Genomic DNA, 25,240 nt, shown 5'->3' on the forward strand with positions numbered 1-25,240 from the left:
TGCCAATTTTTAAAAATCAATTGAAAATTAATTCGACTCTGACCCCAATTAAATCATAAGAATTTTCACATGATTTAAATCTGCTAACCCAGTGCAATTTTCTCGCTTGCTATTGGGATATTGCTAATTAATTCTACTCTGACCCTCATTGTTCAGGGGGGTGAGGCGTTTGACGATGAGGCCGTTCTGGATGACGACGGTGGGGGCTTCCAGCAGGCGGACGTTGACCGTCGGGTTGCCTTCGACGGCGACCAGGTCGGCGTAGCGGCCGGGTTCGATGATGCCGACGTCCTTGCGTGCCAGTGCTTCGGCGGCGTTGATGGTGGCGCTCTGGATGGCTTGCAGTGGCGTCATGCCATACTGGACCATGACAGCGAACTGCTTGCCGTTGCCGCCGTGCGGGTGGACGCCGGCGTCGGTGCCGTAGACCATTTTCACGCCGGCTGCATGCGCGCGCTTGAAGTTCTGGCGCTGCAGTTCTGTCACTTCGCGGTCCTTGCGCAGATTGTCTTCCAGCACGCCGTTCTTTTTGCCCTCAAGCGCCGTGTAGCTGCCGTTGTAGATGTCCATCGACAGCCAGGCGCCGTGCTTCTTGGCCAGGGCGATGCCTTCGTCGTCGATCAGGCTGGCGTGTTCGATCGTGTTCACGCCGGCGCGGATGGCGTCCTTGATGCCGGCGGCGCCGTGCGCGTGGGCGGCGACCTGCAGGCCCCACTGGTGTGCTTCTTCGACGGCTGCGCGCAGTTCGGCGAGGTTCATTTGCTGCTGGCCCGGCTCGGTGTTGCGCGAGAAGACGCCGCCCGTGGCGCACACCTTGATGACCTGCGCGCCGTACTTGCGCAGCGAGCGCACCGACTTGCGCACTTCGTCCGGGCCGTCGGCGTTGTACGGGCCTTTCTGGTCCATCGATGGCGGGAAGTAGGTGCTGTCGCAGTGGCTGCCGGTCGGGCCGAATGACCAGGCGGCGGGGATGATGCGCGGGCCGCGCACTTTGCCAGCGGCGATCGCCTGGCCCAGGCCGACGTCGTTCCAGTCGGCCGCGCCCAGGTTGCGCACGGTGGTAAAGCCCGCGTCGAGCGTCTTGCCCGCATGCGCCACGGCCAGCGCCGACCAGAAGCGGTCGTTGTATTCGAGGTTGCTGTAGCCGCCGTAGGTAGGGTCGGAATCGAGATGGACGTGCATGTCGATCAGGCCGGGCAGCAGCGTCATGCCGGGCAGGTCGATGCGCGTGGCGGCTTCGCCAGCGGCAGCAGTCGCAGTCCCAGCGCCACCTGCGCGCCCGATGCTGACGACTTTACCGTCGCGCACCAGGATCTCGGGCTTGTCGATCATGCGCCCGGTTTTCACGTCCAGCAGCCGCTCGGCGCTGATGATGACGTCGGCGGCGTGGACGCCGGACCAGCCCAGGGTGGCCATGCACAGGGCCATCAGATTCAGTGCCAAACGGTTCTTGCGGTTCAAGCCAGCTCCTCGAAAATTGGATGGACAAAATGCAACTTTACACCGCCCTGCACCCGGTCCCTCCACTTTTTTTGCAGCCTCACGCATCGACCACGAGCAGCACCGCCAGCACCAGCATCACGGCGCCCGTGAGCGCCTCGATCACGCGCCACACCCCCGGCCGCGCCAGCGTCGACGCGAAGCGCCGCGCCCCCAGGCCGATCGCCGAGAACCACAGCGCGGAGGCCGTGATCGCCCCCAGCGCAAACGAACTGCGCTCGCTCGCAGCCAGGCTGCTGCCGACCGCCCCCAGCAGCACGACGGTGTCCAGATACACGTGCGGATTGAGCAGCGACAGCGCCAGCACGGTCGCCAGCGCCGCGCCCAGCGTCTGCGCCTGCGCTGCCGCGTCGCCGGACAGGGTCGCGCCGCCACGCCAGCTGCTCGACCAGCAGCGCAGGCCATACCAGATCAAAAACGCGGCGCCGCCATAACGCGCCAGTGGCATCAGGACCGGCGACGCTTCGATCAGCGCGCCCAGACCACTGGTGCCCGCCGCGATCAGGATCGCATCGACGATGATGCAGGTTGCGACCGTCGGCAGCACGTGCCGGCCCCGCACCGCGGTGCGCAGCACGTGCGCGTTCTGGGCGCCGATGCCCATGATGAGACCAGCGCCCAGGCCCAGCCCCTGAAGATAGATCTGTTGCGAGAACATGGCAGCCTCCGGACGAAAGCCGCCACTATTCCAGTCCGTACGATCCACTTCAATTATATTCATGATTATTCAGGCCACGTAAGAAACGCTAATCATGAAACTCGATCCCCGCCGCAGCGCCGCCTTCCTCGCCGCCATCGACGCCGGCAGCCTGGAAGCCGCCGCTGCCCAGCTCAGGATCACACCATCGGCCGTCTCGCAGCGCATCTCGGCGCTGGAGCAGGACATGGGCACGCCGCTGCTGGTACGCAGCCGCCCGTGCCGCCCGACCGCACCCGGCGCCCGGCTGCTGCAATACCTGCGCCGCTCCACGCTGCTCGAATCGGAATTCCTGGCCGAGATGACGGGCGACCCGGGTCCGGCGCGCGTGACGCTCGCCGTCAACAACGACACGCTGGCGACCTGGCTGCTGCCAGTGCTGGCGCCCATCCTGATCGACGAACAGCTGCTGGTCGAATTCATCCTCGACAACCAGGGCCACACGTTCTCGCTGCTCGAAGGCGGGCATGCGGTGGCCTGCATTTCGGGCGAGGCGGAGCCGATGCGCGGCTGCAGCGCGAGCCTGCTGGGCGTGATGCGCTACCGGCTGGTGGCCTCGCCCGCGTTCGCGCGGCGCTGGTTCCCCGATGGGATCACGCGCGCCACTGCGCAAGTCGCGCCGCTGATGGTCTTTGATCGCAAGGATGCGATGCAGTCGTCGTTCCTGCTCACGCAATTCGGCCTGCCGGACGGTGCGTACCCGTTTCACTACGTGCCGTCCAGCGATGCGTTCGCGGAGGCAGTGCGCCTCGGGCTGGGCTACGGCATGCTGCCGCACGAGCAGTGTGCGGCGCTGCTGCAGGCCGGCGACCTGGTCGACCTGTCGCCCGCGATTGCGCACGACGTGCCGCTGTACTGGCACGCGTGGCGCATCCAGCCGCCGCGGCTCGAACGCATGGGCGCGGCGCTGCTCAAGGCCGCGCGCGCTGCGCTGCTGCCGCTGGCGCGGCCTTGATCAGCGGCGCAATGAAAAAAGGCCGGCTGCGCAAGCAGCCGGCCCTTCAGGTCAGACAACGGTCAGGTCAGGCGATCACGAACCGATACGGCCACCGTCGTTCTTGGTGATGACCAGCGTCGCCGAACGCGGACGCTTGCCGCCGCCGTAGCCGGCATTGGCTGGCCACTGGCTCGTGTACTTGGTGACGTCGCCGATGTTGGCAGCCGCCGTGTTTTCGCCCGGGTGCTGGATGTTGACGAACAGTGCCTTGCCATCCGGCGTTTCAGCGATGCCGGTCAGCTCACAGCCTTTCGGGCCCACCAGGAAGCGCTTGAGCGTATCCGGCGTGGCGGCCTTGCCGACGTAGGTGTCGACGTTCAGGACCGAACCGTCGGCCTTCGCGTTCGGCACGGTGACCTTCTTGCCGTCGCCGACCTTGCCTGGCAAGCCGGCCAGCATCATGCAGTTGGTGACGTCGGTATAGGCGCCATCGTCGGTCTGGAACCAGCAGATGCCGGTCGAGACGGTGAAGGACATGCCGTCCGGGCTCGAGAAGTCCTGGTCCGCGGAGAGACCCGACAGGTTGATCGTGCTTGCAGCAGCTGCCGCTTCGGCGCCGAACAGGTACACGTCCCAGCTGAAGGTGGTGGCGGTCGAACCGGCAGCATCTTCCTTCATGCGGATGATGTGGCCGTTCGGGTTGCCCGGCTGGGCGGTGGTGCCCTTCATGTCGGTGTAGGCGCGTGGGTTGGCCGCGTCCAGGCCCATCTGGCTCGAGCCGCTTGGTTCGGCGCGGCGGTTGCTGTTGTTGGTCAGCGTATAGTAGATCTCGCCGTTCGCCGGGTTGACCGAGCACCATTCAGGACGGTCCATCTTGGTCGCGCCGACGGCATCGGCTGCCAGGCGGGCATTGACGAACACGTCGGCCTGGTCGGCAAACTTGTAGGTAGCGTAGCCGGCAATCGCGGCGTTGGCGATGCTCAGTTCGATCCAGCTGCCCTTGCCATCGGCGTTGAACTTGGCCACGTACAGCTTGCCGCTGTCGAGGTATTTGTCGCCGGTGGCGATGCGGTCAGCGGCCACGGCATCGGCCGGATTCCACGGTGCGCTCGTGACGAACTTGTAGATGTACTCGCCGCGCGAATCGTCACCCATGTAGATGGCCAGCGGCTCGCCGGCCAGCAGGCGGCCGAAGGCGGCGCTTTCGTGGGCGAAGCGGCCCAGCGCGGTGCGCTTTTTCAGTGGGCGGGTCTTGTCGTAGGCATCCATCTCGACGATGTAGCCTTCGCCGTTGAGTTCATTGCGGTAGTCATCGCTGCCGTCGATCGACGTGCCCTTCTTGCTGATGTTCCAGCGTGCGTACTTGTCGTCCGTGCCGCCCGTTTCCCAGCCGTGGCGCGAGGCCGCGCCCTGCGCCACGCCGTAGCGGTTCAGCGATGCGACGCTCTTGTCGCCGCGCGCTGCGTTGTCGGTGGCCGAGCGGGTGAAATAACCGGCCCAGTTTTCTTCGCCCGACAGATAGGTGTTCCACGGGGTGCGGCCGGTGCCGCAGTTGTTGAGCGTGCCGCGGAACTTGGTGCCGTCCGGCGAGTACTTGGTCTTGACCAGCGCATTGCCGCGCACCGGGCCCGAAATCTGGACCTCGGTCTGCTGATGCACGCGGCGGTTGAAGTTCGAATTCTGCAGGTATTCCCATTTGCCGTTGCTGGTGCGGACTTCGACGACGGACAGGCCGTGCAGCGCCATCTCCTTGTCGACTTCCAGCGCAGGGCGCGGCAGCGTGTTGGTGCCGCCATTGGCGTGCACGAAGAACGAGGCCAGGCCTTCGTTGGTGGTCGCTTCGTGGTTCATCGCCAGCAGGCCGCGCGTGACGCCGGTGGTCGATACAGCGCCGTCGGCGGACAGCGAGAAGAATTCCATGCCGTCGTGGTGGTCGCCCGCGCGGTTCTCGAAATCGGTATCGGTACCGTCGTTCTTGTAGGCGGCGGTGCTGCTGGTGAGCGGGTCGCCCAGCGCATAGATCACGCTGGCGGTATAGCCGGCCGGGACGACGACGGTGTCAGCCAGGCTCTTGCCGACCGCGGTGAAGCCGAGCAGCTTTTCGACTGACGCCGGCGGCGGCGTGGTGACCACTGGCGGTGCTGCGGTGACAGGATCATCATCCGAACCGCCGCAGGCGGTCAGGCCGAAGGTGCTCAGCAAAGCAGTGGCGGCCGTGGCGGCGCCGCCGCGCAGCATGTTGCGGCGGCTCAGGCGGGCGTTCATGACAGTGCTGAATTGCTCGTTCGACGAAGTATTCAGGTCGATATCGTCATGGTCGATGCCATGGCGGGCGAGATCGGTCGGCTTGTTCACGGGATGGATCCTGTATTTGTTGTGTGGATAAGGGAAAGCCCGTGAATAGTAGTAAGGCAAGATGACGCCGGCGTGACAGTTTGGTCACAGTTTGATGACATGGCCGGGAAGGCAGGCCCGTGCCGGATGCACGACGTATGCATGATCACTGCACGATCGCGGCGATGTGGGTAAAATTTCCTGTTGAAATTGTTTTAACGTTCTCCGTGTCTGGAGACATAGCCGGAAGGTCACACATGCAGCAACCCCGCGACACCATGCCGGCACAGGATGCCGTCACCTTCGGCTGGGCATTGTTCGAAGCCATCCCCGACTGCGTGAAACTGCTCGAGACGGATGGCACGATCCTCGCGATGAACTGCAATGGCGGCAGCGCGATGGAGATCGACGATATCAGCCTGCTGCGTGGCCAGTCATGGATCGCGTTCTGGCCGGCCGAATCCCACGACGCCGTGCGGGCGGCGCTGGAGACGGCGCGCGCCGGCGGTACCGGCCATCTCGTTGCTGCCTGTCCCACCGCCAAAGGCACGCCGAAATGGTGGGACGTGATGGTCACGCGTACCGCCAGCCGCGATGGGCTGCGCGCGCACCTGCTGGTGATCTCGCGCGACATCACGCAGCAGCGCAAGGCCAGCGAAGAACGCGAACGGTTGCTGCACCAGCTGCAGGCCGCGAACATCGAGAGCAGACGGATGGTCGAGCAGCTGCGCACCAGCGAAGAACGCTACCGCACCCTGTTCGAGTCGGTCGATGAAGGCTTCTGCATTTTCGAGATGCTGTTCGACGCGGCCGACCGGCCCGTCGACTACCGCTTCCTCGAGATGAACCCGACCTTCGAAGCGCACACGGGCCTGAAAGATGCCGTGGGCCGCACCGCGCGCGAGATGCTGCCGGGGCTCGACGACTTCTGGTTCGACACCTATGGCCGCGTGGCGCTCACGGGCGAACCGGTGCGCTTCGAGAACGAGGCGCCGGCCATGGGGCGCTGGTTCGACGTCTACGCGACCCGCATTGGCGGCGCGGCCAGCCGCAAGGTGGCGCTCCTGTTCAACGACATCTCGGCGCGCAAGCAGTCGGAATCGACGCTGCGGCGCCTGGCCGACGACCTGGCCGAGGCCGACCGCCGCAAGACGGAATTCCTGGCCACGCTGGCGCACGAGCTGCGCAACCCGCTGGCCCCGATCAGGAACGGCCTGTCGGTGATGCGCCTGAGCGGCGACAATCCGGCGGCGGTGGCGAAGGTGCGGGACATGATGGAGCGCCAGGTCGGGCACATGGTGCGCCTGATCGACGACCTGCTCGACATCGCCCGCATCAGCGGCGGCAAGCTGGAACTCAAGCGCCAGCGCACCGACCTGGCGGCCATCCTTGCCAGCGCAGTTGAAACGAGCATGCCGCTGATCGACGCAGGCGAACACGCATTGACGGTCGACGTGCCCGATGCGGCGCTGCCGGTCGATGCCGACGCCACCCGCATCGCGCAGGTGGTGGCCAACCTGCTCAATAACGCCGCCAAGTACACGCCACCTAACGGGCAGATCGCCCTGTCGGCGCGACGCGATGGCCTTGACGCCGTGATCACGGTGCGCGACAGCGGCGTGGGCATCGCGGCGGACGCGCTGGCCGGCGTGTTCGAGATGTTCAGCCAGATCGGCCGCACGGTCGACCGCTCGCAGGGCGGGCTGGGCATCGGCCTGTCGCTGGTGCGGCGCCTGGTGGAGATGCATGGCGGCTCGGTCGCCGCCAGCAGCGCCGGCACCAATGCCGGCAGCATCTTCACGGTGCGCCTGCCATTGGCCGCCGAGGCACTGCAGGCAGGGCCGGCGCCGGACGCGCAGGCGCCGGTGCCTGACAATGCGGCCGGCGGCCTGAAGGTGCTGGTGGTGGACGACAACGTCGATGCGGCCGTGACGCTGTCGATGATCCTGGAAATATCAGGCTACACGGCGAAGGTGGCGCACGACGGCTACGAAGCGCTGGCGGTCGCGCAGGCGTTCGGCCCGCGCGTGGCGTTCCTGGACATCGGCATGCCGGGCATGAGCGGCTATGAAACAGCGCGTGCGATCCGCGCCACGCCGGGCCTGGAAGACATCGTGCTGGTGGCGCTGACCGGCTGGGGCGCCGAGAGCGATCGCCAGCGCTCGAACGAGGCGGGGTTCGACCACCACCTGACCAAACCGGTGCAGCTCGACGTGGTCGAAGCGCTGCTGGCGGGCCTGTAGCGCCGGCGCCCGGCCAGCGCGATCAGTTGCGGCGCAATTCGTCCTCGAGGTCGCCGATCAGTTGCGCCACGGTGGGCGTGATGCCCTTGTCGCCGGGCGTATAGAACACGCCGGGCAGGACGCTGTCTTCTTCGAGCTGCGGCAGCAGTTCTTCGATCAGTTCTTCCAGCGAGAATGCCTGCGCGTCGTAGCCGTCCCATTCGAATTCGGCGCACAGCGTGGCGTATTCGTTCGCCGGCCAGATCGGAAACACCAGGGTGCCGTCATCGGTCTTGGCCAGCGCCCAGCCGTCCTGGTACAGGCCCCACACTTCGCGCGCCTCGGCCGCGCGCCGGATGAAATACTCGTAGCGTTCCGGTCCCGCCAGCGTCACGACGGCCGCCAGCTGCTGGCCGGCCAGCTTGATCGCCGAGATGATCTGTTCGCTCATCACCACTCCCGTCCATCGAGGCGTGATGCCCCACAACCATCAGGATACGCCATTGGCATGACGCAGTGCGTTTGTCACCTAACGAACGGCTGCGACGTGGCGGACGGTGTCTTGACGATCGGGGGCGGCGTGGCATGCAGGTCGTAGCGCACGTCGTGCCGGTCGCCCGGCGGCGCATCGAGCACCAGGAAGGCGTCCCAGCCCAGCCGGCCCGGGCTGACGGCGTCCAGCGTGGTGTTGTGGACATCGGCCGCGCGCAGCACCAGCTCGACTTCGTATTCGAGGGCGACGCCGGTAAACAGCGCCAGCACGCTTTTCAGCGCGCGCGCGGCAAGCCCGCCCGGCAGGAAGGCCTGAAAGCCCGCCTGTGCCAGCGGCCCGACGATCAGGCGCAGGCGCAGCGTGCGCTGCCAGACGCGCGCACCGGCCAGCGCGCGTGTGCCAAGAACGGCGCTGGCCTGGCCCAGCATCGATTGCTGCGCGGCCGGGATGTCGTACCAGGCGCCGATGAATTGTTCGGCCACGATCGGCTGGCCGAAATACTCGGACAGCACGCGCGCCAGCTGCACGGCCGACACCGGCCGGTGCCGGACCGACGCCGCAAAATAGCCGATCGATTCGTCCAGTACCGCCCCGTCACCGACGTCGGCCAGGCGGCGCCGCAGCGCTTCATGACCCAGTCCCGCAAGGCTCATCAGGATTGGCAGGAACGCATCCTCGCCGTCGGGCTGGTATTTCAGCGGCAGCCGGTACTTGCACCAGGCGTCGTAAAACAGTGCCAGCGAGCGGTTCGAGAACGCGTCCAGGAAGGCGCGCGGGCCGTCGTCGTCTTCCTCGTTCTTGTGATCCGTCTGGTGCGCGGCGATGCGCTCGGTGTAATGCGCCGGCAGCACGCCGTTGCAGCCCAACAGGCCCATGAAGGCCGGCGTCAGGTGCACATGGCGCAGCGTGCCTTCCTGCACCGCGTCGGCCAGCGCGGCGGCGTCGATCGGCAGCGCGAACGGCATCCCGATCGACAGGTCGCGTACATCGGCGTGGATGCTTTCGAGCTGGCTGGCCGGGAAGCCCAGCGAGACCGAATTCCGGAAGCGCAGCATGTCCGCCACCAGCCTGCCCGGCGGCTTGCCGCGGCGCCGCAGCCACAACTCGAGCAGCCGCACCGCCTGGAAGAAGTCGAAGCGCCACGGCTCGCGAAACAGCTGCTCGATTACAGCAGACTCAGATCGCCGCTTCGGAGTGCGCATCGCAGCAGTTCCTCTGACGATTGTTGGGACACGATCACCAGCTGGGTAAAGCTGTTGGCGTGCACGTACAGCGCCAGGAAGCGCTCGATGATGTGGGCAAAGGCGTGGATGCCGCTGCCGACGAATGCTTCTTCGTCGACGCCAAGCCGCACCTCGATCCCGCGCACCAGGCAATTGAAGGGATTCCCGGATAACCACGCGCTGGTGGGTGTATACGCAATCGCGAGGATGCCGCCGATCTGGCGCGTCGAGGCGGCTGAACGGGGCACGTCGTGCAGCGCCAGCATTTCGCGGAAGGCATCGACCCCGCCATCGGCCAGCGACAGATGGTTCAGCGACAGCAGCGAGATCAGGCGCCACTGCGCGCTGCGCCCGCGCGCGAAGCGCCAGGTGCGCGTCGGCTTGCGCAGGAACGCGATGGCGCTCGTTCCCGAGCCGCCTTCGGTGAACAGGTCGCCCCCTGGCTGGCCGTATGGCAGCAGCGATGGCAGGTCGCGGTTGGTGCAGGTCAGTTCGAGATTGAGCGTGGTCTTTTCGACCCTGGCCGGGTCGAAGTCGATGTCGACGATCGTGATCTGCGTTTCGAAGCCGGGGCTGCGTTCAGCCAGTGCTTCATCACGCGCCATCGCCCAGTAGTGGCCATTGTGCTGCGGCGTCTGCGCATGCCTGAGCGAGTAGAACGGCTGGAACTTGATGATTGTTTCGCCCTGCGCCGTCTGGCGCATCATGTTGACGTCATTGATGGCATTGACCTCGTAGCCATAGGCGCGGCGCCCGTCGGCCAGCACCGGGTAGTTGGCCCTGGCGTGGGTCAGCTGGATCGGTTCGCCGCGCTGGGGGAACAGGTTGATCACCGGCGTGCAGCCGGTGAGCAGGTTGTTGGTCGTGAGGGCGCCCAGCATGCGCGCCAGGTTCGAGTCGCTGCGAATGCCGGCCAATGCCAGGTGCACCGTCAGCGCACCCGTGCCGCGGGGCAGGGCGGCCGTCAGCATGGCGAGGTCAAGGTCGACGAAGTTGAATTTTTCGGGAAAGCAGAAGTACTCGGTGAGCAGGCGATAGGCCGCATGCGAGCGCGCCGGGAAGTCGATCAGCGCCTCGTCGTCGCCGAAGCCGGCGCTGCGTACCGGCAGTGCCGGCAGCGCGAGCCAGTGCCCGCCATCGGCCTGCACGTACGCCGCCACCGTGCGCACCAGCAGCGCGTCGCGCAGCGCCGCGCACAGCGACGGCTCGCCATCGAGGAATAACCGCAGCGCCGGCAGCGCCAGCGCATCGATTCCGCGCCCGTCGCCGGTGATGGCCAGGCGCAGGCTGATGCTGGCCGTGGCGCCGGCCGGCAGGCGCACCGTGTCGGGCGCGCCGATGATCGGGGAGAACGCCGCGCGCGTGATTGCCAGCGGCGCCACCGTCACCGGATACACGGTGCGAAACGTGCATTCCACGCCGCGCACTGGGCGCGTGTTGAAGGCGGCGCCGCGCCCGATCGTCGTCACGCCGGTCTGCTGGCCGGTGGCGACGGCGCCGTCGATCTGCGCGATCGAACACGATGGAAACGGCCGCAGGTAGTGCGGGTAGAGCACGTCGAACAGCGCTTCGGTGAACTCGGGGTAATCGTCGTCGAGGCGCCGGGCGATGCGCGCATTGAGAAACGCGAACGACTGGATCATGCGTTCGGTGTGCGGGTCTTCGCAGACTTCGCCGCTCATCGACAGGCGCCCGGCGATGCGAGGATAGCGTTCGGCGAATTCGCGCAGGTTGTGGCGCAGGTAGGCCAGCTCGCTTTCGTAATACGGCAGCAGCTGGTCCATCTCAGGCCTCCTTCGTTGCTGCGGCAGCCGTTGCTGCGACAGCCGTCGCTGCCGCGCGGCCGGCCTTGCGGATGCTGTACTGGAGCGTGGATGGCTGCAGCACGGCGTCGAAATTGACCGGCTCTTGCGACACGCTACCCACCAGCACCGCCGTGATCGAAAAACTCAGGCGATTGATCGACGGTCCGACTGCATCGTCGCGCAGCGCCAGTTGCGCCTTCACACCGGTCAGGCGCGGCTCATGGCGCGTGATGGCCGCTTCGATGCAGGTGCAGATGTGGGCCCGGTCGGAAGGACTCGACAGCGAGCGGTCGGCGAAATCGCACAGGCCGTAGTCGACCATCGACGTCTTGCATTCGGTGTAGCCGGCAAGCTCGCCCTCCTGGACGATCGAGCGCGTGTTCAGCAGCGCCTCGAGGTCGCGCGCCACCGCGTCCTTCAACTCGTCGGCATTCAGGCGCGTGACGACGACACCCTGGCGTACCGGCTGGCCGAGCAGACGGTCGAACAGATCCGGCGTGTAACCCTTCATGAGGCGTTCCTTCGCGGTGGAGCAGGGGAGAGAGAGGGGAAATGTTGCGCGGTGAAAACCAATCGCATGTTGCCATGGGGTTCGTCGCCAAACGTTGATGAACTTCACGTGGGCAACGCTATGTCGTCGTTATCGTTTATTTCCGGACATAACAACTGGGAAGACAGCACCATGACAAGCAAAGTTCTCTGGGGCGAAGGCTTGCTGCTGCGCCCACAACACTTCCAGCGCCAGGATGCGTATCACGAGCATTGCCTGTTCAAGAGCGTCAAGGCGGTCCATCCCTACGCCTGGGGCGTGGAGCATTGCGAGATCGATCGCGAAGCGCTGGCCAGCAGCATGCTGCGCGTGACCGGGCTGGCGCTGCGCTTCCAGGATGGCGAGCTGTACGAGGCGCCCGGCAGCGACGAGCTACCCGCCACGATCGACCTGGGCACGCTGGCGCAAACGGTGCAGGCGGTGACGTATTACGCGGCGCTGCCGGGCCTCAAACCGTTCAATGCCAACTTCGTACAGCCGGGGCAGGCTGCGACGTCCGCCGACAATGCGGCGCGCTTCCTGCAGGTGAACCTGGAAGCGCCCGACCTGTTCACGCAGGCCGCGCCGGTGCAGCTGGCCTACCTGCGGCGCGCGCTGCGCCTGGTGGCCGAGTTCGAGCCGCGCGACGCCTACATCCATTTTCCGCTGCTGCGCGTGCGACGCGCCCCCACCGGCGGCTTCGAGCCCGATCCGGCCATGGTGCCGCCGGCTCTGTCGGTAGGCGCCTCGCCGGAGCTGTTCCAGGCCTTGCGGCGCCTGCTGGACGCGTTGCAGGCGAAGGTCGGCGCGCTGTACGGCCACCACCGCGAACCGAGTCGCAACGTGATCGAATTCCGCTCGGGCGACATGTCGTCGTTCTGGCTGCTGCATACGGCCAGTTCGGCCTACGCGGCGCTCACGCATCATTTTCATCAGCCGGCGCTGCATCCGGAGCGCCTGTTCCAGTCGCTGCTGGACGTGGCCGGCGGCCTGATGACGTTCTCGAAGAGCTGGACCCTGGCCGACCTGCCGGCCTACCAGCACGCCGATCCCGGCCCGGCCTTTGCGACGCTGCACGCGATCATCCGCGAGCTGCTCGACACGGTCATCTCGGCCAAGTACTTCGGCATCGCCCTCAACGAGGTGCGCCCGTCGTACCACATCGGGATGCTCGACTCGGGCAAGATCGACGACACCACCACGTTCTACATCGCGGTATCGGCCGACATCGCCGCGCTCAAACTGGTCGAGATCGTGCCGCTGCGCTTCAAGGTCGGCGCGCCGGACGACGTCGAGAAATTCGTGCTCTCGGCGCTGCCCGGCGTGCGCCTGCAGTATTCGCCGCAGCCACCGGCCGCGATCCCCGTGCGGCCCGAGACCTGCTACTTCAGCCTCGAATCGAAAGGGCCGATGTTCGAGCGCATGCTCAAGGCGCAGTCGATCTCGATCTACGCGCCGGAAGGCCTGAAGGAACTCAAGCTGGAATTGCTGGCCGTGGTGGCATGAAACAGTACCGCCAACCCGGTGGGGATAAACCTGTGGATAAGTCTGAATACTCAGCCGTTCTGTATGGACGGCGTTCCTGCACCCGGCAACCACGCAACACATCAGCGTTATTTGGCAGCGTGTTTAATTCCCACTGGAAACTATGGCGTATGATGAGCACCTCTTCACGACACGATCTGACGCGCAATGAACACTGCCATGGCCACCCCACCAAAGGCCGAAATGCCCCCAGCCCTGCTCGCTGAGCTGAGTGCCTGGGCCCAACAGTATGCGCATGATGCCGGCGCCGGCCTGCGCGACGCATTGGCAGCGGCCGACGACGAGAAGCTGGCGCTGCAGGCCGAACTGGACGAAGCCCAGGCCGCGCGCGACCATGCCCAGTCGATGGCAGAGGAACGCGACGAAGAAATCCAGCGCCTGACGGCCGAGCTGCGCAACGCCCGCCAGATCGCCACCGATGCACTGGTCGGCAAGGCCAAGGACCAGCTGGCGATCGACGGCAAGGATGCGCAACTGGTCGATCTGCGACAGCAGCTCGAACGCAATGTAACGGCCACTGCGGCGGAGTCGGATGCGCGCCTGCAAGCGCAGATGGACCTGATCGGCGCCACGACCGAGCGCGACAACCTGGCAAGCGAGCTGAAGGATTTGCAGACGAAACTCGACACCTCGCGCGCCGAGCGCAGCGCGCTGCGGGCCGAGCTCGAAGCACTGCGCGCACGCAAATAACACCTTCTGCATGCACAATGAAAAAGGCCCCGGTGCTGTGAAGCGCCGGGGCCTTTGTTGTTATTGCGACGGTCTTGCTTACTCTTGCGATGCGGCCGTCACGTCGAGCGTGATGGCTTTCAGGCCCAGGACAGCGCTGCTCTGCTGACGGATCTGGTTGGCATACGCTGCATCACCGTTGAGCTTGCGGCCGTACGAAGGGATCATTTCCTTCATCTTGGCTTGCCACTCAGGCGTCTTCAGCTTGTCCTTGAACGACGAGGCAGCAATCACTTTCAGCATGATCGGCGCAGCAGTCGAGGCGCCTGGCGACGCGCCCAGCAGGGCGGTGACCGAACCGTCACCCGATGCCACGACTTCGGTACCGAACTGCAGCAGGCCGCCCTTGGCCGGATCATCCTTGACGATCTGCACGCGCTGACCTGCGTTGACCAGTTTCCAGTCTTCCTTCTTGGCTTCCGGCAGGTACTCGCGCAGGGTTGCCACGCGGTCTTCCTGCGACTGCATCACTTGCTCGACCAGGTACTTGGTCAGCGGGATGTTGTCGATACCGGCTTGCACCATCGGACGCACGTTGCCGGTGTTGACCGAGGCTGGCATGTCGATCCACGAACCATTTTTCAGGAACTTGGTCGAGAACGTGGCGAACGGGCCAAACAGCAGCGCTTTCTTGCCGTCGATGACGCGGGTGTCCAGGTGCGGCACCGACATTGGCGGCGAACCGACCGATGCCTTGCCATACACCTTGGCCTGGTGCGCATCGATCAGCGCCTGGTTGGAAGTGACGAGCCACTGGCCACCGACCGGCACGCCGCCGAAGCCCTTGGCTTCAGGAATACCGGTCTTTTCCAGCAGTGGCAATGCGCCGCCGCCGGCACCGATGAACACGAATTTGGTGCTCACGGTCGACAGCTTGTTGTCGGCCAGGTTCTTGACGGTAACGTTCCAAAGGCCGTTTTCGCCGCGCTTGATGTCTTCGACCTGGGTACGCAGGTTCAGCGTCATCCCGTGCGAATCGGTCAGGTGCTTGACCATGCTGCGGGTCAGGGCGCCGAAGTTCACGTCGGTACCGATTTCCATGCGCGTGGCAGCCACTTTTTGCGCTGCATCGCGGCCATTCATGACCAGCGGCGCCCACTTGCGGATTTCTGCCTGGTCTTCGCTATACAGCATGCCCTTGAACAGGTTTTCCTTCTGCAGTGCGGCGTAGCGCTTGCGCAGGAAATTGATGTTGTCGTCGCCCCAGACAAAGGCCATGTGCGGCACATTGTTGATGAAGGTCTGCGGCGCGCCCAGATACTGTTTTTGCACCTGGTAGGCCCAGAACTGCTTCGACACTTCGAACTGCTCGTTGATGTCGACTGCCTTCTTGGTGTCGATGGTACCGTCCGGCATTTCCGGCGTGTAGTTCAGCTCGGCGAAACCGGAGTGACCGGTGCCGGCGTTGTTCATGGCATCCGAACTTTCGGCCGAAACCGAGTCCATGCGTTCGTACATCTGGATCGTCAGTTCCGGATCAAGTTCCTTGAGCATCGTGCCGAGCGTGGCGCTCATGACGCCGGCACCGATCAGGACAACGTCGACCGGCTTGTCATTGGACGGAGCGGGCGCTTTCGAGCACGAAGCAACGATGACGCAAGAGAGGACGACTAATAGCGAGTTGCGCATACGAGTATCACCTGAAAAAATGTGTGCGATGGCCTGGCATGCAACATCTGATTTAAAAATTCAACGGCTCGGTAGTGGCGCATTCCGGAAGTAACAGGAAGCGCCAATAGAGAACGGGTTGTCGGGATCTGTCGCGGCAATTCACCGCAACAAGCCTCGACAACCGACGCAATAGCAACAACGATGCATTGCTGCGACCGGGTAGCGATCGCAGCGGCATCGTGGGGTGGCAAACAAGGATATAACGCGTTGACAGGAGTGTCAGGCGGGCCAGTCAATATCCCTGGCGTCCATCGAAACTGGGGGTAACTCTTGTATAGGAGTTGGGCAAGTATAGCCCAAACAAATGCGCCTTGCTTGGGGCAGGCCCCCTTAAAAGGCCGTCTCAGTATTCAAGCGGTAGCGTTCTGCGTACTATTACTGAGGCCGCGGCGCGACGTTTGTGCGGTGGGTTTCTTGCGGTGTGCGATGCGGGTTTTGAGCCGCTTTTGAACAAGCGATTGAATCCGGCTGATATGGACACATGTAAGATGTTTGATCCGGGATTCGATGACCATGACCCATGCCACAAGCGTTGATACCGCGTCGGCACCGCAAATCCTGACGATCGACGGTGCGAGCATCCGCGACATCGCCTCGTTTTATGACGAGATCAACCGCGTCTTCATGGTGGGCGAGGATTGGCGGCTTGGCGCCAGCCTGGATGGCCTGGATGACATGCTATACGGTGGCTATGGGGTCCTGCGCGGCAAGGCCCCGGCAATCGTCGTCTGGGACCAGATGGATAGCAGCCGTATTGCTCTGGGTGTCGAAGCGACCCGTGCTTACTATCTCGCAAAGCTCGAGCATCCGCAGCTGTTCAAACCTGGCCCGATTCACGCGGCATTGGCACGCCTTGGGCAGGGTGGGCCGACGTACTTTGACCTGGTGATACAGGTGTTTGCTGATCATCCGAACATTACACTGCGCGCGGCTGACAATTGATATTCGCCTTCGCATTGGCACCACAGGTCATTGCTCGGTGAGTGATGACTGGTGCGGCTAACGCTACGCGCCAGGTTTTATTGCTTGTGGCGCGCTTTATGGGCGCGCCACAGCAGCTGTGCTTCAAACAGCGAAACCTTATTCCACTGTCACCGACTTCGCCAGATTACGCGGCTTGTCCACATCCGTCCCACGCGCCAGCGCCGTGTGATACGCCAGCAACTGCAGCGCCGCCACGTGCAGGATCGGTGACAGCAAACCGTAGTGCTCGGGCAAACGAATCACGTGCAGGCCATCGCCCGACGTGATGCGCGAATCGACGTCGGCGAACACATACAGCTGACCACCGCGCGCCCGCACTTCCTGCATGTTCGACTTCAGCTTTTCCAGCAGCGCATCGTTCGGAGCGATCGTGACCACGGGCATTTCTTCGGTGACCAGCGCCAGCGGGCCGTGCTTGAGTTCGCCGGCCGGATACGCTTCAGCGTGGATGTACGAAATCTCCTTGAGCTTGAGCGCGCCTTCCAGCGCGATTGGGTAGTGGATGCCGCGGCCCAGGAAGAGGGCGTTTTCCTTGCGGGCGAAGTCGTCGGCCCAGGCGATGATCTGCGGTTCGAGCGCCAGCACGGCGGCCAGCGCGACCGGCAGGTGACGCATCTGCTTGAGGTGCTCGGCTTCTTCGGCATCGGTCAGGCGGCCATTGACCTGGGCCAGCGTCAGCGTCAGCAGGAACAGGGCGGCCAGCTGGGTCGTGAAGGCCTTGGTCGAGGCCACGCCGACTTCGACACCGGCGCGGGTGATGTAGGCCAGCTTGCATTCGCGCACCATGGCGCTCGTCGAAACGTTGCAGATGGTCAGCGTGTGTTCCATGCCCAGGCTGCGCGCGTGCTTGAGTGCGGCGAGTGTGTCGGCCGTCTCGCCACTCTGGGTGATGGTGACGACCAGCGTGTCCGGATGCGGCACGCTGTCGCGGTAGCGGTATTCGCTGGCGATCTCGACGCTCACGGGCACCTTGGCCACCGATTCGATCCAGTACTTGGCGGTCAGGCCTGCGTAGTAGCTGGTGCCGCAGGCCAGGATCAGCACGCGGTCGATTTTTTTGAACACTGCGAAGGCGCCGTCGCCGAACAGTTCCGGCATGATGCCGGTGACGCCTTCGAGCGTGTCGCCGATCACGCGCGGCTGCTCGAAGATTTCTTTCTGCATGTAGTGGCGGTATGGGCCGAGTTCGGCCGCGCCCGTGTGGGCGTGGACGGTCTTGACCTCGCGCTCGACCGGGCGGCCGTCGACATCGACGATCCAGTAGCGCGCCAGTTGCAGGTCGACCACGTCGCCTTCTTCCAGGTAGATGATCTGGTCGGTCGTGCCGGCCAGCGCCATCGCGTCGGAAGCGACGAAGTTTTCGTCCTTGCCCACGCCGACGATCAGCGGCGAACCCTGGCGCGCAGCGATCACGCGGTGCGGTTCTTCGCGGCAGAACACGGCGATGGCGTAGGCGCCGTGCAGGCGCTTGACGGCTTGCTGCACGGTCTCGAACAGGTCGCCGTTGTACATGTGGTCGACCAGGTGAGCGATGACCTCGGTGTCGGTCTGGCTCATGAAGACATAGCCCAGGCCAGTCAGTTCGGCGCGCAGTTCGTCGTGGTTTTCGATGATGCCGTTGTGAACCAGCGCGATGCGCGCATTGTCTTCGCTTGGCGAGAAGTGCGGGTGCGCATTGTGCGATGCCGGCGCGCCGTGGGTGGCCCAGCGGGTGTGGGCGATGCCGGTGAAGCCATCCAGATGCGCTTCCTTGACCTGCGCTTCCAGTTCGGCCACGCGCGACGTCGAGCGCGAGCGAGTCAGGCGGCCATCAAGGTGCACGGCCACGCCGCAGGAGTCATAGCCCCGGTACTCGAGGCGCTTGAGACCTTCGATCAGGACGGGGGTAATGTTGCGTTTTGCGACTGCTCCGACGATACCGCACATGGCTAACCTCACTTCAAAGTATTCAATGAGTATTATCGTAGAGCAAGTACCATGAAATAAGCGTACAGTGTGCAGCTATATTTGTCATATTATTTCACGAACAGTGTTCTGTGAAATCCTGTTTCATATAGAAGCTATAAATACTCTTAAATTTCATGCCAACCAATGCTCTTCCCGTCCTTGACGACATCGATCGTCGCATTCTGACCATTCTGCAGGCTGACGCATCGCAGACGAACGCACAACTGGCGGAGCAGGTGCACGTGTCGCCTCCGACCTGCCTGCGCCGCGTGAAGAACATGACCGATAGCGGCGTCATCCAGCGCCAGGTGGCCATCGTTGCGCCCGAGAAGGTGGGAGCAAGCCTGAGCGCCATCGTCGAAATCACGCTGGATGTGCAGGCGGCCGAGCGCATGGCCGAATTCGAGGGATTGGCAGAAACAGAAGCCGCGGTGCTGCAGTGCTACCGCGTGTCACCGGGCCCGGATTTCGTGCTGATCGTGCAGGTGGCTGATATGCCGGCCTACCACGAGCTGGCGCACCGGCTGTTCACGGCGCACGCCAATGTGCGTAACGTGAAGGCTTATTTTGCGACCTACCGCAGCAAGTTCGAAACGCGTATCGCCGTGTAATCAGGCCAGAAAATCCACGCCAATGCCTGTGGATAACAATGTGGATGACCACAGGGAAGAACATGGGATAAGCAGGGTATTACCCTGTGTATATCTTGTTCATTTCCTGTGGTTAGCCTGTGGTTAGCCTGTGTACGGCCGGTGGATTACTTCTTGATTTTCACTGGACGCTTCCAGCTGTCGATGGTGATTTGCTTCGATCGCGAGATGGTCAGCTTGCCGGCTGGCGCATCCTTGGTCAGCGTCGTGCCGGCGGCCAGCGTGGCGCCCTTGCCCACCGTGACCGGGGCAATCAGCTGGGTGTCGCTGCCAACGAATACATCGTCTTCGATCACGGTGCGGAACTTGTTGGCGCCGTCATAGTTGCAGGTAATGACGCCGGCGCCGATATTGACGCGCGAACCGATCGTGGCGTCGCCCACGTACGCCAGGTGATTGGCCTTGCTGTGCGCGGCGACCGTGCTGTTCTTGACCTCGACAAAGTTACCGATGTGGACATCGTCGCCAAGTGCCGTGCCCGGGCGCAGGCGTGCGTACGGCCCGATCTGCGAGGCGGCGCCGATCGTGGCGTCCTCGATGTGGCAGAACGGCTTGATATTGGCGCCAGCGCCGACGGTGGCGTTGACCAGCACGCAGTGCGCGCCGATGCGCACGCCGTCGGCCAGCTCGACGCGGCCTTCGAACACGCAGCCGACATCGATCGTGACATCGCGGCCGCAAACAAGTTCACCGCGCACATCGATGCGGGCCGGATCCATCAAGGTCACGCCGCGTTCCAGCAGTGCGTGGGCGATGTTCAACTGGTGACGACGCTCGAGCTCGGCCAACTGCACCTTGCTATTGACGCCTGCCACTTCCCATTCGCCGGACGGCTGGCTGGAGACGACCGGCACGCCGTCGGCCACGGCCTGCGCGACGATGTCGGTCAGGTAGTACTCGCCCTGGGCATTGGTGTTCGACAGCGCCGCCAGCCACTTCTTGAGGTGGCGGGTTGGAATCGCCATGATGCCGCTGTTGATTTCCTTGATGGCGCGCTCGGCCTCGGTCGCATCCTTCTCTTCGACGATGCGCACGATCTTGCCGTCTTCACGCACGATGCGGCCCAGCCCGAACGGATTGGCCTGCTCGACGGTGAGAATGCCCAGCTTGTCGCTGCCTGCAGCCTCGACCAGGCGGCGCAGCGTGTCGACCGTGGTCAGCGGCACGTCGCCGTACAGCACGATCGTTGGCTGTCCATCGTCCAGTTGCGGCACGGCTTGCATGACGGCGTGACCGGTGCCCAGCTGCGGTTCCTGCAGCGCGGTATCGATCGTGCTGCCGGTGGATTCTGCCACTGTTGCGACCATCTCTGGCACCGCTGCGCCTCCATGTCCGTAAATCACGCATAATTTCTGCGGACTCAGGCCACGCGCAGTATCGATGACGTGGCGCAAAAGGGGCTTACCAGCCAGTGGATGCAGTACTTTCGGCAAGGCAGACTGCATGCGTTTGCCCATACCGGCGGCGAGGATCACAACGTTCATAAGCCGTTCTCAAAAAGTTGAATATATGAAAAATTTTAGCATGCGCGATGGCGCGTTCCGACGCGTGTTTGCGCTCCTGCTGCTTGCCATGACGGTCATGGCGGCCGGTTGCAGCTCGATTCGCTTCTCGTACAACCAGGGCGACACTCTACTGTACTGGTGGATGAATTCGTACGTCGACTTCGAAGGTCAACAAGCGGATGTGGCCAAGCGCGATATCAAAGCCGTGTTCCAGTGGCACCGCAAGACCGAGTTGCGTGACTATGCTGCATTATTGGGCACCTTCAAGCGTCAACTGGCTGGCAACCCGACCCAGGCCGACCTGCTCGGCGACTACCGCGAAATCCGCGTGCGCGCCGATCGCCTGGGCCAGCGCGCCGTGCCGGAACTGACGACGCTCGCCATGTCGATCACGCCTGAACAGATTACCCACATGGAGCGCAAGTTCAAGGACAAGAACGACGAATACCGTCGCAAGTTCATGGATGGCAGCGTCGACAAGCGCCAGCGCGCCCGTTTCAAGAAATCGATGGAACAGATGGAACTCTGGTTCGGCAACTTCAGCAGCGAACAGGAGGCAACCCTGCGCCGCGCGTCCGATCTGCGTCCGCTGGACAACAACCTGTGGCTGGAAGAGCGCCAGTACCGCCAGCGCCGCGTGCTGGCCGTGCTGCAAGAGATCCAGCAAAAGAAACTCAACCGTGAGCAGGCGTCAGCGCGCGTATCCGGCCTGATGCGGGAACTGTCCAGCCGCATGGACTCGCCGGAACGCAAGGGCTTCTATGATGCCAGCATCGACCACACCACAAGGTTCATCCTGACGGCGATCCGCATCGCCACGCCCCAGCAGAAAGCCCATGCGCAGGAGCGTATCCAGGGCTGGATTGGCGACCTTGAGGCGCTGGCGGCCGGTAAATAAGTCAGTAAATAAGTAACTGAAGAAGCACGCAAAGGGCGGCGCACAATCGCATGTAAACCCCATGCTATAGTGCCGCCCATGCACAGAAAGTCCACCAATTCCAAGCCTGCCGGCCCCAGGCCGCACGGCGCGCCGCGCATGGCGCAGCACCAGGTCCGCATCATCGGCGGCGCCTTCAAACGAACCTTGCTCCCCGTTGTCGACGCCCTTGGCCTGCGGCCCACGCCGGACCGCGTCCGTGAGACCGTCTTCAACTGGATCAATCACCAGCTCGGCAGTGACTGGGATACCGCTGCCGTGCTCGACCTGTACGCGGGTTCCGGGGCGCTGGGCTTCGAAGCGGCCAGCCGCGGCGCGGCGTCGGTGCTGATGGTCGACAACCATAGCCCGGCGGTACGCCAGCTGGAAGCCAACCGCGACAAGCTCAAGGCAACCAACGTCACCATCCTGCGCGCCGACGCCCTGACGCTCGTGCGCGACCTGGCCAGCCGTGGCCAGCGCTTCGACGTGATCTTTCTCGATCCGCCCTACCAGCAAGACTTGCTGGCCAAGACGCTGCCGCTGTGCGCGGCGCTGCTGACAGAGGGCGGCATGGTGTATGCGGAAGCCGAAGCGCCGCTGCTGGCCGAAGGCGATGAGGTACCCGACTGGCTGGCAGGCTGGGAAGCTGTACGTGCGGACAAGGCCGGCATGGTCTACTATCACCTGCTCAAGCTGCAAGAAAAGCAGGCATGAGTTGTTGAAAGGCTGTGGAAACTGCACAGCCATTGGGCAAACCGCGCCCCAAGCTGGGGCGAATGCCGGGTATTTAAGGCATAATGCGCGTTCTATCACGGTGTATTTTTCACAGGAGCCGCAATGGTTGTAGCTGTCTATCCAGGTACTTTCGATCCGCTCACCCGCGGCCACGAGGATTTGGTACGCCGCGCATCCGGCCTGTTCGACCGTCTGGTGGTCGGCGTTGCCGATAGCCGGAACAAGCGTCCTTTCTTCACGCTTGAAGAGCGGCTCGAGATCGCCAATGAAGTGCTGGGCCACTATCCGAACGTGCAGGTGGAGAGTTTCTCGGGCCTGCTCAAGGATTTCGTGCGCAAGCATGATGCCCGTGTGATCGTGCGCGGCCTGCGCGCGGTATCCGATTTCGAATACGAGTTCCAGATGGCGGGCATGAACCGCTACCTGCTGCCGGATGTCGAAACCCTGTTCCTGACCCCGTCCGACCAGTACCAGTTCATTTCGGGCACCATCGTGCGCGAGATCGCGATGCTGGGCGGCGACGTCTCCAAGTTCGTTTTCCCATCGGTCGACCGCTGGCTGCAAAACAAGATCGCCAGCCTGCCCCCGGCACCGGTCGCCTGATCCACCTGGAAGTACCATGGCCCTCCTGATTACCGACGACTGCATCAACTGCGACGTCTGCGAGCCCGAATGCCCCAACGATGCCATTTCGATGGGCGACGAGTATTACCAGATCAATCCGAACAAGTGCACCGAGTGTGTCGGTCACTTTGAAGAACCGCAGTGTCAGCTCCTGTGCCCGGTCGCTTGCATCCCGCTCGACCCGGCCTGGCGCGAATCGCGTGAGGAACTCCTCATCAAGTACGAACGTCTGACGGCTGACAAAGCCGCCGCCTGATTGCCCCTCTGGCCGACACCCTCTGTCGGCCGCCTGCCTTCCTCCCATCACTGTTCTACCGCTAGCCAGCTTCCCCGGCAGGCGGTGTTCGCTCGTGCATTGAATTCTCTTCCTCCACCCCAGATCACTTGACGTGCCATCTGGTTAGCTTGAGCGACTACTTTTAGTAGAATAATTTTGCGCGCTGTAATTACTACTTTTAGTTATCGATAATTTTGAATAAAACGTGAACTGTGTTAAATACCGCTATTTATCTCTTAAAAGTATATTTCATCTTCTAATTTACAGCATTTTTAACTATAAATTTTTATTTGTTGGATTTTTGATGGCGAAGGTTTATTTGCGTAAAAATCGTCATAAAGATGCTATAACGCAGGTATCATCGTTCAATTTCATTCAAATTCGTTTTCAACATCTCGATCTTATGTAATTCTATGTGAACTTTGTCAAATACTGAGGTCGTGAAAAGTCAGGTGACACCGAGTCACCCTGAAAAACAGCACAGTTGGGCATTCTTTTCCGGGTTACGAAGCAACCGGCGAAAAAAAACGCGGCTACCGTGTCCGGCGCCGCGTTTGCGAGAGTAGGGGAAAGCTGATCAGCGAGGGCGCGTCATCACGCCGATTCTGGCGGCCTCGACGCGGTGGTGCCCTGCACCGCCGACTTGCCGGGACGCGGGCGCACTGTCAGATACAGCGCGCGGCCGATACCCACCAGCAGCGGCCGGAAGAACAGGGCAATCCCGCCGAACAGGGCGAGATAGACGGTCAGGCTGAACAACAGGCTGTATGGGACTGCGTTGACGGATTGAACCAGGGTTGCGGTGGAAGACATGATGTACTCGTTCTGTAATTGTGGATAACTCTAGTGCATCGCAACATATAAATCTAATTCCCATCGCTGATGGCCCTTATACTGTTTGTGAATGAGTTGAGGTACACTTGTATTCACGACAGTTTTTCCCCGAATCCCATGAGCTTTCTGACGCTTGACCTGAATTTGCTGCGCGTGTTCGACGCCGTCATGACCGAGCAGAACCTGACGCGCGCCGCCGGCCACCTGGCCATGACCCAGCCTGCTGTCTCGAATGCCATCAAGCGATTACGTGAAAGCCTGGGTGACGAACTCCTGATCCGCACCGCCTACGGTGTCAAGCCGACACCGCGTGCCGAAGCATTGTGGCCAGCCGTGCGGCAGGCCCTGGCAGCGCTCGAAGCAGCGGTGATGCCGGAAACATTCGATGTCTCCAAGGCGCAGGCAACGTTCCGGATGGCGATGGCCGATGCCACTGCTGCCCTGTGGCTGCCGTCACTGATGCGCTCGATCGAAGGCGAGGCGCCCGGCGTGAACATCCGCATGGTGCCGCTGACCACGCGTGAGCCCCGGCCGATGCTGCTGCGCGGCGACATCGACCTGGCAGTGGGCTTCTTCCCTGGTGTCGCGGCGCAGCTCTCGTACGAAACCGGCTCGCCGATCCGCCACGAACGGCTGTATTCCGGCGTGTACGTGTGCGTGATGCGCAAGGATCACCCGCTGGCCAAGGAAAAACTCGATCTCGACACGTATTGCAAGGCGAACCACCTGCTGGTGAGCTTCTCGGGGCGCGCCCATGGTCTGGTGGACGAAGCACTGGGCCAGATGGGCCGCGAACGGCGCATCCTGCTGACGGTAAACCAGTTCTTCACGGCTGGCCGGGTGGTGGCCAACTCGGACCTGATCACCGTATTGCCGAAGCACTTGCTGGTCTCGACCGGCATGGCCGATGTGCTGATCTGGAAAGAACTGCCACTCCAGCTGCCGGCGGTCCACCTGGACATGCTGTGGCACGAACGCGACGGCCGCAGCCCGGCGCACCGCTGGTTGCGCAAGAACCTCGAAGGCATGGCCGAAAGCGCCTCCAAGGGCGGCGTGCGCAAGGTCGTCTGACGTCGTAAC

Annotated in this window: 22 protein-coding genes; 11 read left to right on the forward strand and 11 right to left on the reverse strand. The window is 63.2% G+C overall.

Annotated features, from left to right (window positions below; all coding sequences use genetic code 11):
* Window positions 1-123: 123 nt before the first annotated feature.
* Together AC56LN_RS08940 and AC56LN_RS08945 are read right to left on the reverse strand one after the other, a co-directional pair.
* Complete coding sequence (locus AC56LN_RS08940) at window positions 124-1,461, reverse strand: Xaa-Pro dipeptidase (RefSeq protein WP_499571063.1); 1,338 nt, start codon at window positions 1,459-1,461, stop codon at window positions 124-126.
* A 79-nt stretch (window positions 1,462-1,540) separates the two neighbouring features.
* On the reverse strand, window positions 1,541-2,158 hold the full coding sequence (locus AC56LN_RS08945) for a LysE/ArgO family amino acid transporter (RefSeq protein WP_499571065.1): 618 nt from the start codon (window positions 2,156-2,158) through the stop codon (window positions 1,541-1,543).
* 94 nt (window positions 2,159-2,252) lie between these two features.
* On the opposite strand from AC56LN_RS08945, the gene AC56LN_RS08950 reads away from it, so the two are divergent.
* Window positions 2,253-3,152, forward strand: coding sequence for a LysR family transcriptional regulator ArgP (locus AC56LN_RS08950; RefSeq protein WP_499571067.1), 900 nt, complete (start codon window positions 2,253-2,255; stop codon window positions 3,150-3,152).
* A gap of 75 nt (window positions 3,153-3,227) precedes the next feature.
* Here AC56LN_RS08950 and AC56LN_RS08955 read toward each other — a convergent pair whose 3' ends face one another.
* Window positions 3,228-5,489, reverse strand: coding sequence for a PhoX family protein (locus AC56LN_RS08955; protein WP_499571069.1), 2,262 nt, complete (start codon window positions 5,487-5,489; stop codon window positions 3,228-3,230).
* A 236-nt stretch (window positions 5,490-5,725) separates the two neighbouring features.
* Between AC56LN_RS08955 and AC56LN_RS08960 the strand changes: the two genes are divergently transcribed.
* Entirely contained in the window at window positions 5,726-7,711 is a 1,986-nt protein-coding gene (locus tag AC56LN_RS08960; RefSeq protein WP_499571071.1) for a PAS domain-containing hybrid sensor histidine kinase/response regulator, read from the forward strand.
* A gap of 22 nt (window positions 7,712-7,733) precedes the next feature.
* Here the strand turns inward: AC56LN_RS08960 and AC56LN_RS08965 are convergent, their stop codons facing one another.
* The 4 genes from AC56LN_RS08965 to tssE all read right to left on the reverse strand — a co-directional run bounded on the left by AC56LN_RS08965 (window position 7,734) and on the right by tssE (window position 11,722).
* Window positions 7,734-8,141: a DUF2750 domain-containing protein gene (locus AC56LN_RS08965; RefSeq protein ID WP_499571073.1), complete on the reverse strand. Its 408-nt coding sequence runs from the start codon at window positions 8,139-8,141 to the stop codon at window positions 7,734-7,736.
* 74 nt (window positions 8,142-8,215) lie between these two features.
* Window positions 8,216-9,385, reverse strand: coding sequence for a type VI secretion system baseplate subunit TssG (gene tssG, locus AC56LN_RS08970; protein ID WP_499571075.1), 1,170 nt, complete (start codon window positions 9,383-9,385; stop codon window positions 8,216-8,218).
* On the reverse strand, window positions 9,349-11,190 hold the full coding sequence (gene tssF, locus AC56LN_RS08975) for a type VI secretion system baseplate subunit TssF (protein ID WP_499571077.1): 1,842 nt from the start codon (window positions 11,188-11,190) through the stop codon (window positions 9,349-9,351). Before tssF ends, tssG begins: the two co-directional genes overlap by 37 nt.
* Window position 11,191: 1 nt before the next feature.
* Window positions 11,192-11,722 carry a type VI secretion system baseplate subunit TssE gene (gene tssE / locus AC56LN_RS08980; RefSeq protein WP_499571079.1) on the reverse strand — a complete coding sequence of 177 codons (531 nt, stop codon included), beginning with the start codon at window positions 11,720-11,722 and terminating at the stop codon, window positions 11,192-11,194.
* Between the two features lie 171 nt (window positions 11,723-11,893).
* Between tssE and tssK the strand changes: the two genes are divergently transcribed.
* Both tssK and AC56LN_RS08990 read left to right on the forward strand, forming a co-directional pair.
* Window positions 11,894-13,246: a type VI secretion system baseplate subunit TssK gene (gene tssK / locus AC56LN_RS08985; RefSeq protein WP_499571081.1), complete on the forward strand. Its 1,353-nt coding sequence runs from the start codon at window positions 11,894-11,896 to the stop codon at window positions 13,244-13,246.
* 198 nt (window positions 13,247-13,444) lie between these two features.
* A complete protein-coding gene (locus tag AC56LN_RS08990) occupies window positions 13,445-13,975 on the forward strand; it encodes a DNA-binding protein (RefSeq protein ID WP_499571083.1) in 531 nt (176 codons plus the stop codon).
* A 78-nt stretch (window positions 13,976-14,053) separates the two neighbouring features.
* On the opposite strand, the gene mqo is transcribed toward AC56LN_RS08990, so the two are convergent.
* Window positions 14,054-15,643: a malate dehydrogenase (quinone) gene (gene mqo / locus AC56LN_RS08995; protein WP_499571084.1), complete on the reverse strand. Its 1,590-nt coding sequence runs from the start codon at window positions 15,641-15,643 to the stop codon at window positions 14,054-14,056.
* A gap of 549 nt (window positions 15,644-16,192) precedes the next feature.
* Between mqo and AC56LN_RS09000 the strand changes: the two genes are divergently transcribed.
* On the forward strand, window positions 16,193-16,627 hold the full coding sequence (locus tag AC56LN_RS09000; RefSeq protein ID WP_499571086.1) for a barstar family protein: 435 nt from the start codon (window positions 16,193-16,195) through the stop codon (window positions 16,625-16,627).
* Between the two features lie 138 nt (window positions 16,628-16,765).
* On the opposite strand, the gene glmS is transcribed toward AC56LN_RS09000, so the two are convergent.
* Window positions 16,766-18,595: a glutamine--fructose-6-phosphate transaminase (isomerizing) gene (gene glmS / locus AC56LN_RS09005; protein WP_482896737.1), complete on the reverse strand. Its 1,830-nt coding sequence runs from the start codon at window positions 18,593-18,595 to the stop codon at window positions 16,766-16,768.
* Window positions 18,596-18,750: 155 nt separating this feature from the next.
* Between glmS and AC56LN_RS09010 the strand changes: the two genes are divergently transcribed.
* Entirely contained in the window at window positions 18,751-19,227 is a 477-nt protein-coding gene (locus tag AC56LN_RS09010) for an Lrp/AsnC family transcriptional regulator (RefSeq protein ID WP_499571088.1), read from the forward strand.
* A gap of 146 nt (window positions 19,228-19,373) precedes the next feature.
* Here AC56LN_RS09010 and glmU read toward each other — a convergent pair whose 3' ends face one another.
* Window positions 19,374-20,750 (reverse strand): bifunctional UDP-N-acetylglucosamine diphosphorylase/glucosamine-1-phosphate N-acetyltransferase GlmU, encoded by a 1,377-nt coding sequence (glmU, locus tag AC56LN_RS09015; RefSeq protein ID WP_499571090.1) that lies wholly within the window; start codon window positions 20,748-20,750, stop codon window positions 19,374-19,376.
* Window positions 20,751-20,775: 25 nt separating this feature from the next.
* Here glmU and AC56LN_RS09020 point away from each other — a divergent pair, with 25 nt between their 5' ends.
* The 4 genes from AC56LN_RS09020 to AC56LN_RS09035 all read left to right on the forward strand — a co-directional run bounded on the left by AC56LN_RS09020 (window position 20,776) and on the right by AC56LN_RS09035 (window position 23,305).
* Complete coding sequence (locus AC56LN_RS09020; protein ID WP_499571092.1) at window positions 20,776-21,669, forward strand: DUF6279 family lipoprotein; 894 nt, start codon at window positions 20,776-20,778, stop codon at window positions 21,667-21,669.
* A 78-nt stretch (window positions 21,670-21,747) separates the two neighbouring features.
* Window positions 21,748-22,404 carry a 16S rRNA (guanine(966)-N(2))-methyltransferase RsmD gene (gene rsmD, locus AC56LN_RS09025; RefSeq protein ID WP_499571094.1) on the forward strand — a complete coding sequence of 219 codons (657 nt, stop codon included), beginning with the start codon at window positions 21,748-21,750 and terminating at the stop codon, window positions 22,402-22,404.
* Window positions 22,405-22,527: 123 nt separating this feature from the next.
* On the forward strand, window positions 22,528-23,028 hold the full coding sequence (gene coaD, locus AC56LN_RS09030; protein ID WP_183554893.1) for a pantetheine-phosphate adenylyltransferase: 501 nt from the start codon (window positions 22,528-22,530) through the stop codon (window positions 23,026-23,028).
* A 16-nt stretch (window positions 23,029-23,044) separates the two neighbouring features.
* A complete protein-coding gene (locus AC56LN_RS09035) occupies window positions 23,045-23,305 on the forward strand; it encodes a YfhL family 4Fe-4S dicluster ferredoxin (RefSeq protein ID WP_183554890.1) in 261 nt (86 codons plus the stop codon).
* Between the two features lie 615 nt (window positions 23,306-23,920).
* Here the strand turns inward: AC56LN_RS09035 and AC56LN_RS09040 are convergent.
* Window positions 23,921-24,139, reverse strand: coding sequence for a hypothetical protein (locus AC56LN_RS09040; RefSeq protein WP_499571096.1), 219 nt, complete (start codon window positions 24,137-24,139; stop codon window positions 23,921-23,923).
* Window positions 24,140-24,277: 138 nt separating this feature from the next.
* Between AC56LN_RS09040 and AC56LN_RS09045 the strand changes: the two genes are divergently transcribed.
* Window positions 24,278-25,231 carry a LysR family transcriptional regulator gene (locus tag AC56LN_RS09045; protein ID WP_183554886.1) on the forward strand — a complete coding sequence of 318 codons (954 nt, stop codon included), beginning with the start codon at window positions 24,278-24,280 and terminating at the stop codon, window positions 25,229-25,231.
* Window positions 25,232-25,240 lie beyond the last annotated feature (9 nt).

Source organism: Telluria sp. ZT3P26 (genome assembly GCF_059686035.1).

Excerpts from the sequence above, each read along its gene's own strand:
- AC56LN_RS08945 (WP_499571065.1), bottom strand. The coding sequence starts at position 2,158 with ATGTTCTCGCAACAGATCTATCTTCAGGGGCTGGGCCTGGGCGCTGGT.
- AC56LN_RS08950 (WP_499571067.1), top strand. The coding sequence starts at position 2,253 with ATGAAACTCGATCCCCGCCGCAGCGCCGCCTTCCTCGCCGCCATCGAC.
- AC56LN_RS08960 (WP_499571071.1), top strand. The coding sequence starts at position 5,726 with ATGCAGCAACCCCGCGACACCATGCCGGCACAGGATGCCGTCACCTTC.
- AC56LN_RS08965 (WP_499571073.1), bottom strand. The coding sequence starts at position 8,141 with ATGAGCGAACAGATCATCTCGGCGATCAAGCTGGCCGGCCAGCAGCTG.
- tssG (WP_499571075.1), bottom strand. The coding sequence starts at position 9,385 with ATGCGCACTCCGAAGCGGCGATCTGAGTCTGCTGTAATCGAGCAGCTG.
- tssF (WP_499571077.1), bottom strand. The coding sequence starts at position 11,190 with ATGGACCAGCTGCTGCCGTATTACGAAAGCGAGCTGGCCTACCTGCGC.
- tssE (WP_499571079.1), bottom strand. The coding sequence starts at position 11,722 with ATGAAGGGTTACACGCCGGATCTGTTCGACCGTCTGCTCGGCCAGCCG.
- tssK (WP_499571081.1), top strand. The coding sequence starts at position 11,894 with ATGACAAGCAAAGTTCTCTGGGGCGAAGGCTTGCTGCTGCGCCCACAA.
- AC56LN_RS08990 (WP_499571083.1), top strand. The coding sequence starts at position 13,445 with ATGGCCACCCCACCAAAGGCCGAAATGCCCCCAGCCCTGCTCGCTGAG.
- mqo (WP_499571084.1), bottom strand. The coding sequence starts at position 15,643 with ATGCGCAACTCGCTATTAGTCGTCCTCTCTTGCGTCATCGTTGCTTCG.
- AC56LN_RS09000 (WP_499571086.1), top strand. The coding sequence starts at position 16,193 with ATGACCATGACCCATGCCACAAGCGTTGATACCGCGTCGGCACCGCAA.
- glmS (WP_482896737.1), bottom strand. The coding sequence starts at position 18,595 with ATGTGCGGTATCGTCGGAGCAGTCGCAAAACGCAACATTACCCCCGTC.
- AC56LN_RS09010 (WP_499571088.1), top strand. The coding sequence starts at position 18,751 with ATGCCAACCAATGCTCTTCCCGTCCTTGACGACATCGATCGTCGCATT.
- glmU (WP_499571090.1), bottom strand. The coding sequence starts at position 20,750 with ATGAACGTTGTGATCCTCGCCGCCGGTATGGGCAAACGCATGCAGTCT.
- AC56LN_RS09020 (WP_499571092.1), top strand. The coding sequence starts at position 20,776 with ATGAAAAATTTTAGCATGCGCGATGGCGCGTTCCGACGCGTGTTTGCG.
- rsmD (WP_499571094.1), top strand. The coding sequence starts at position 21,748 with ATGCACAGAAAGTCCACCAATTCCAAGCCTGCCGGCCCCAGGCCGCAC.
- coaD (WP_183554893.1), top strand. The coding sequence starts at position 22,528 with ATGGTTGTAGCTGTCTATCCAGGTACTTTCGATCCGCTCACCCGCGGC.
- AC56LN_RS09035 (WP_183554890.1), top strand. The coding sequence starts at position 23,045 with ATGGCCCTCCTGATTACCGACGACTGCATCAACTGCGACGTCTGCGAG.
- AC56LN_RS09040 (WP_499571096.1), bottom strand. The coding sequence starts at position 24,139 with ATGTCTTCCACCGCAACCCTGGTTCAATCCGTCAACGCAGTCCCATAC.
- AC56LN_RS09045 (WP_183554886.1), top strand. The coding sequence starts at position 24,278 with ATGAGCTTTCTGACGCTTGACCTGAATTTGCTGCGCGTGTTCGACGCC.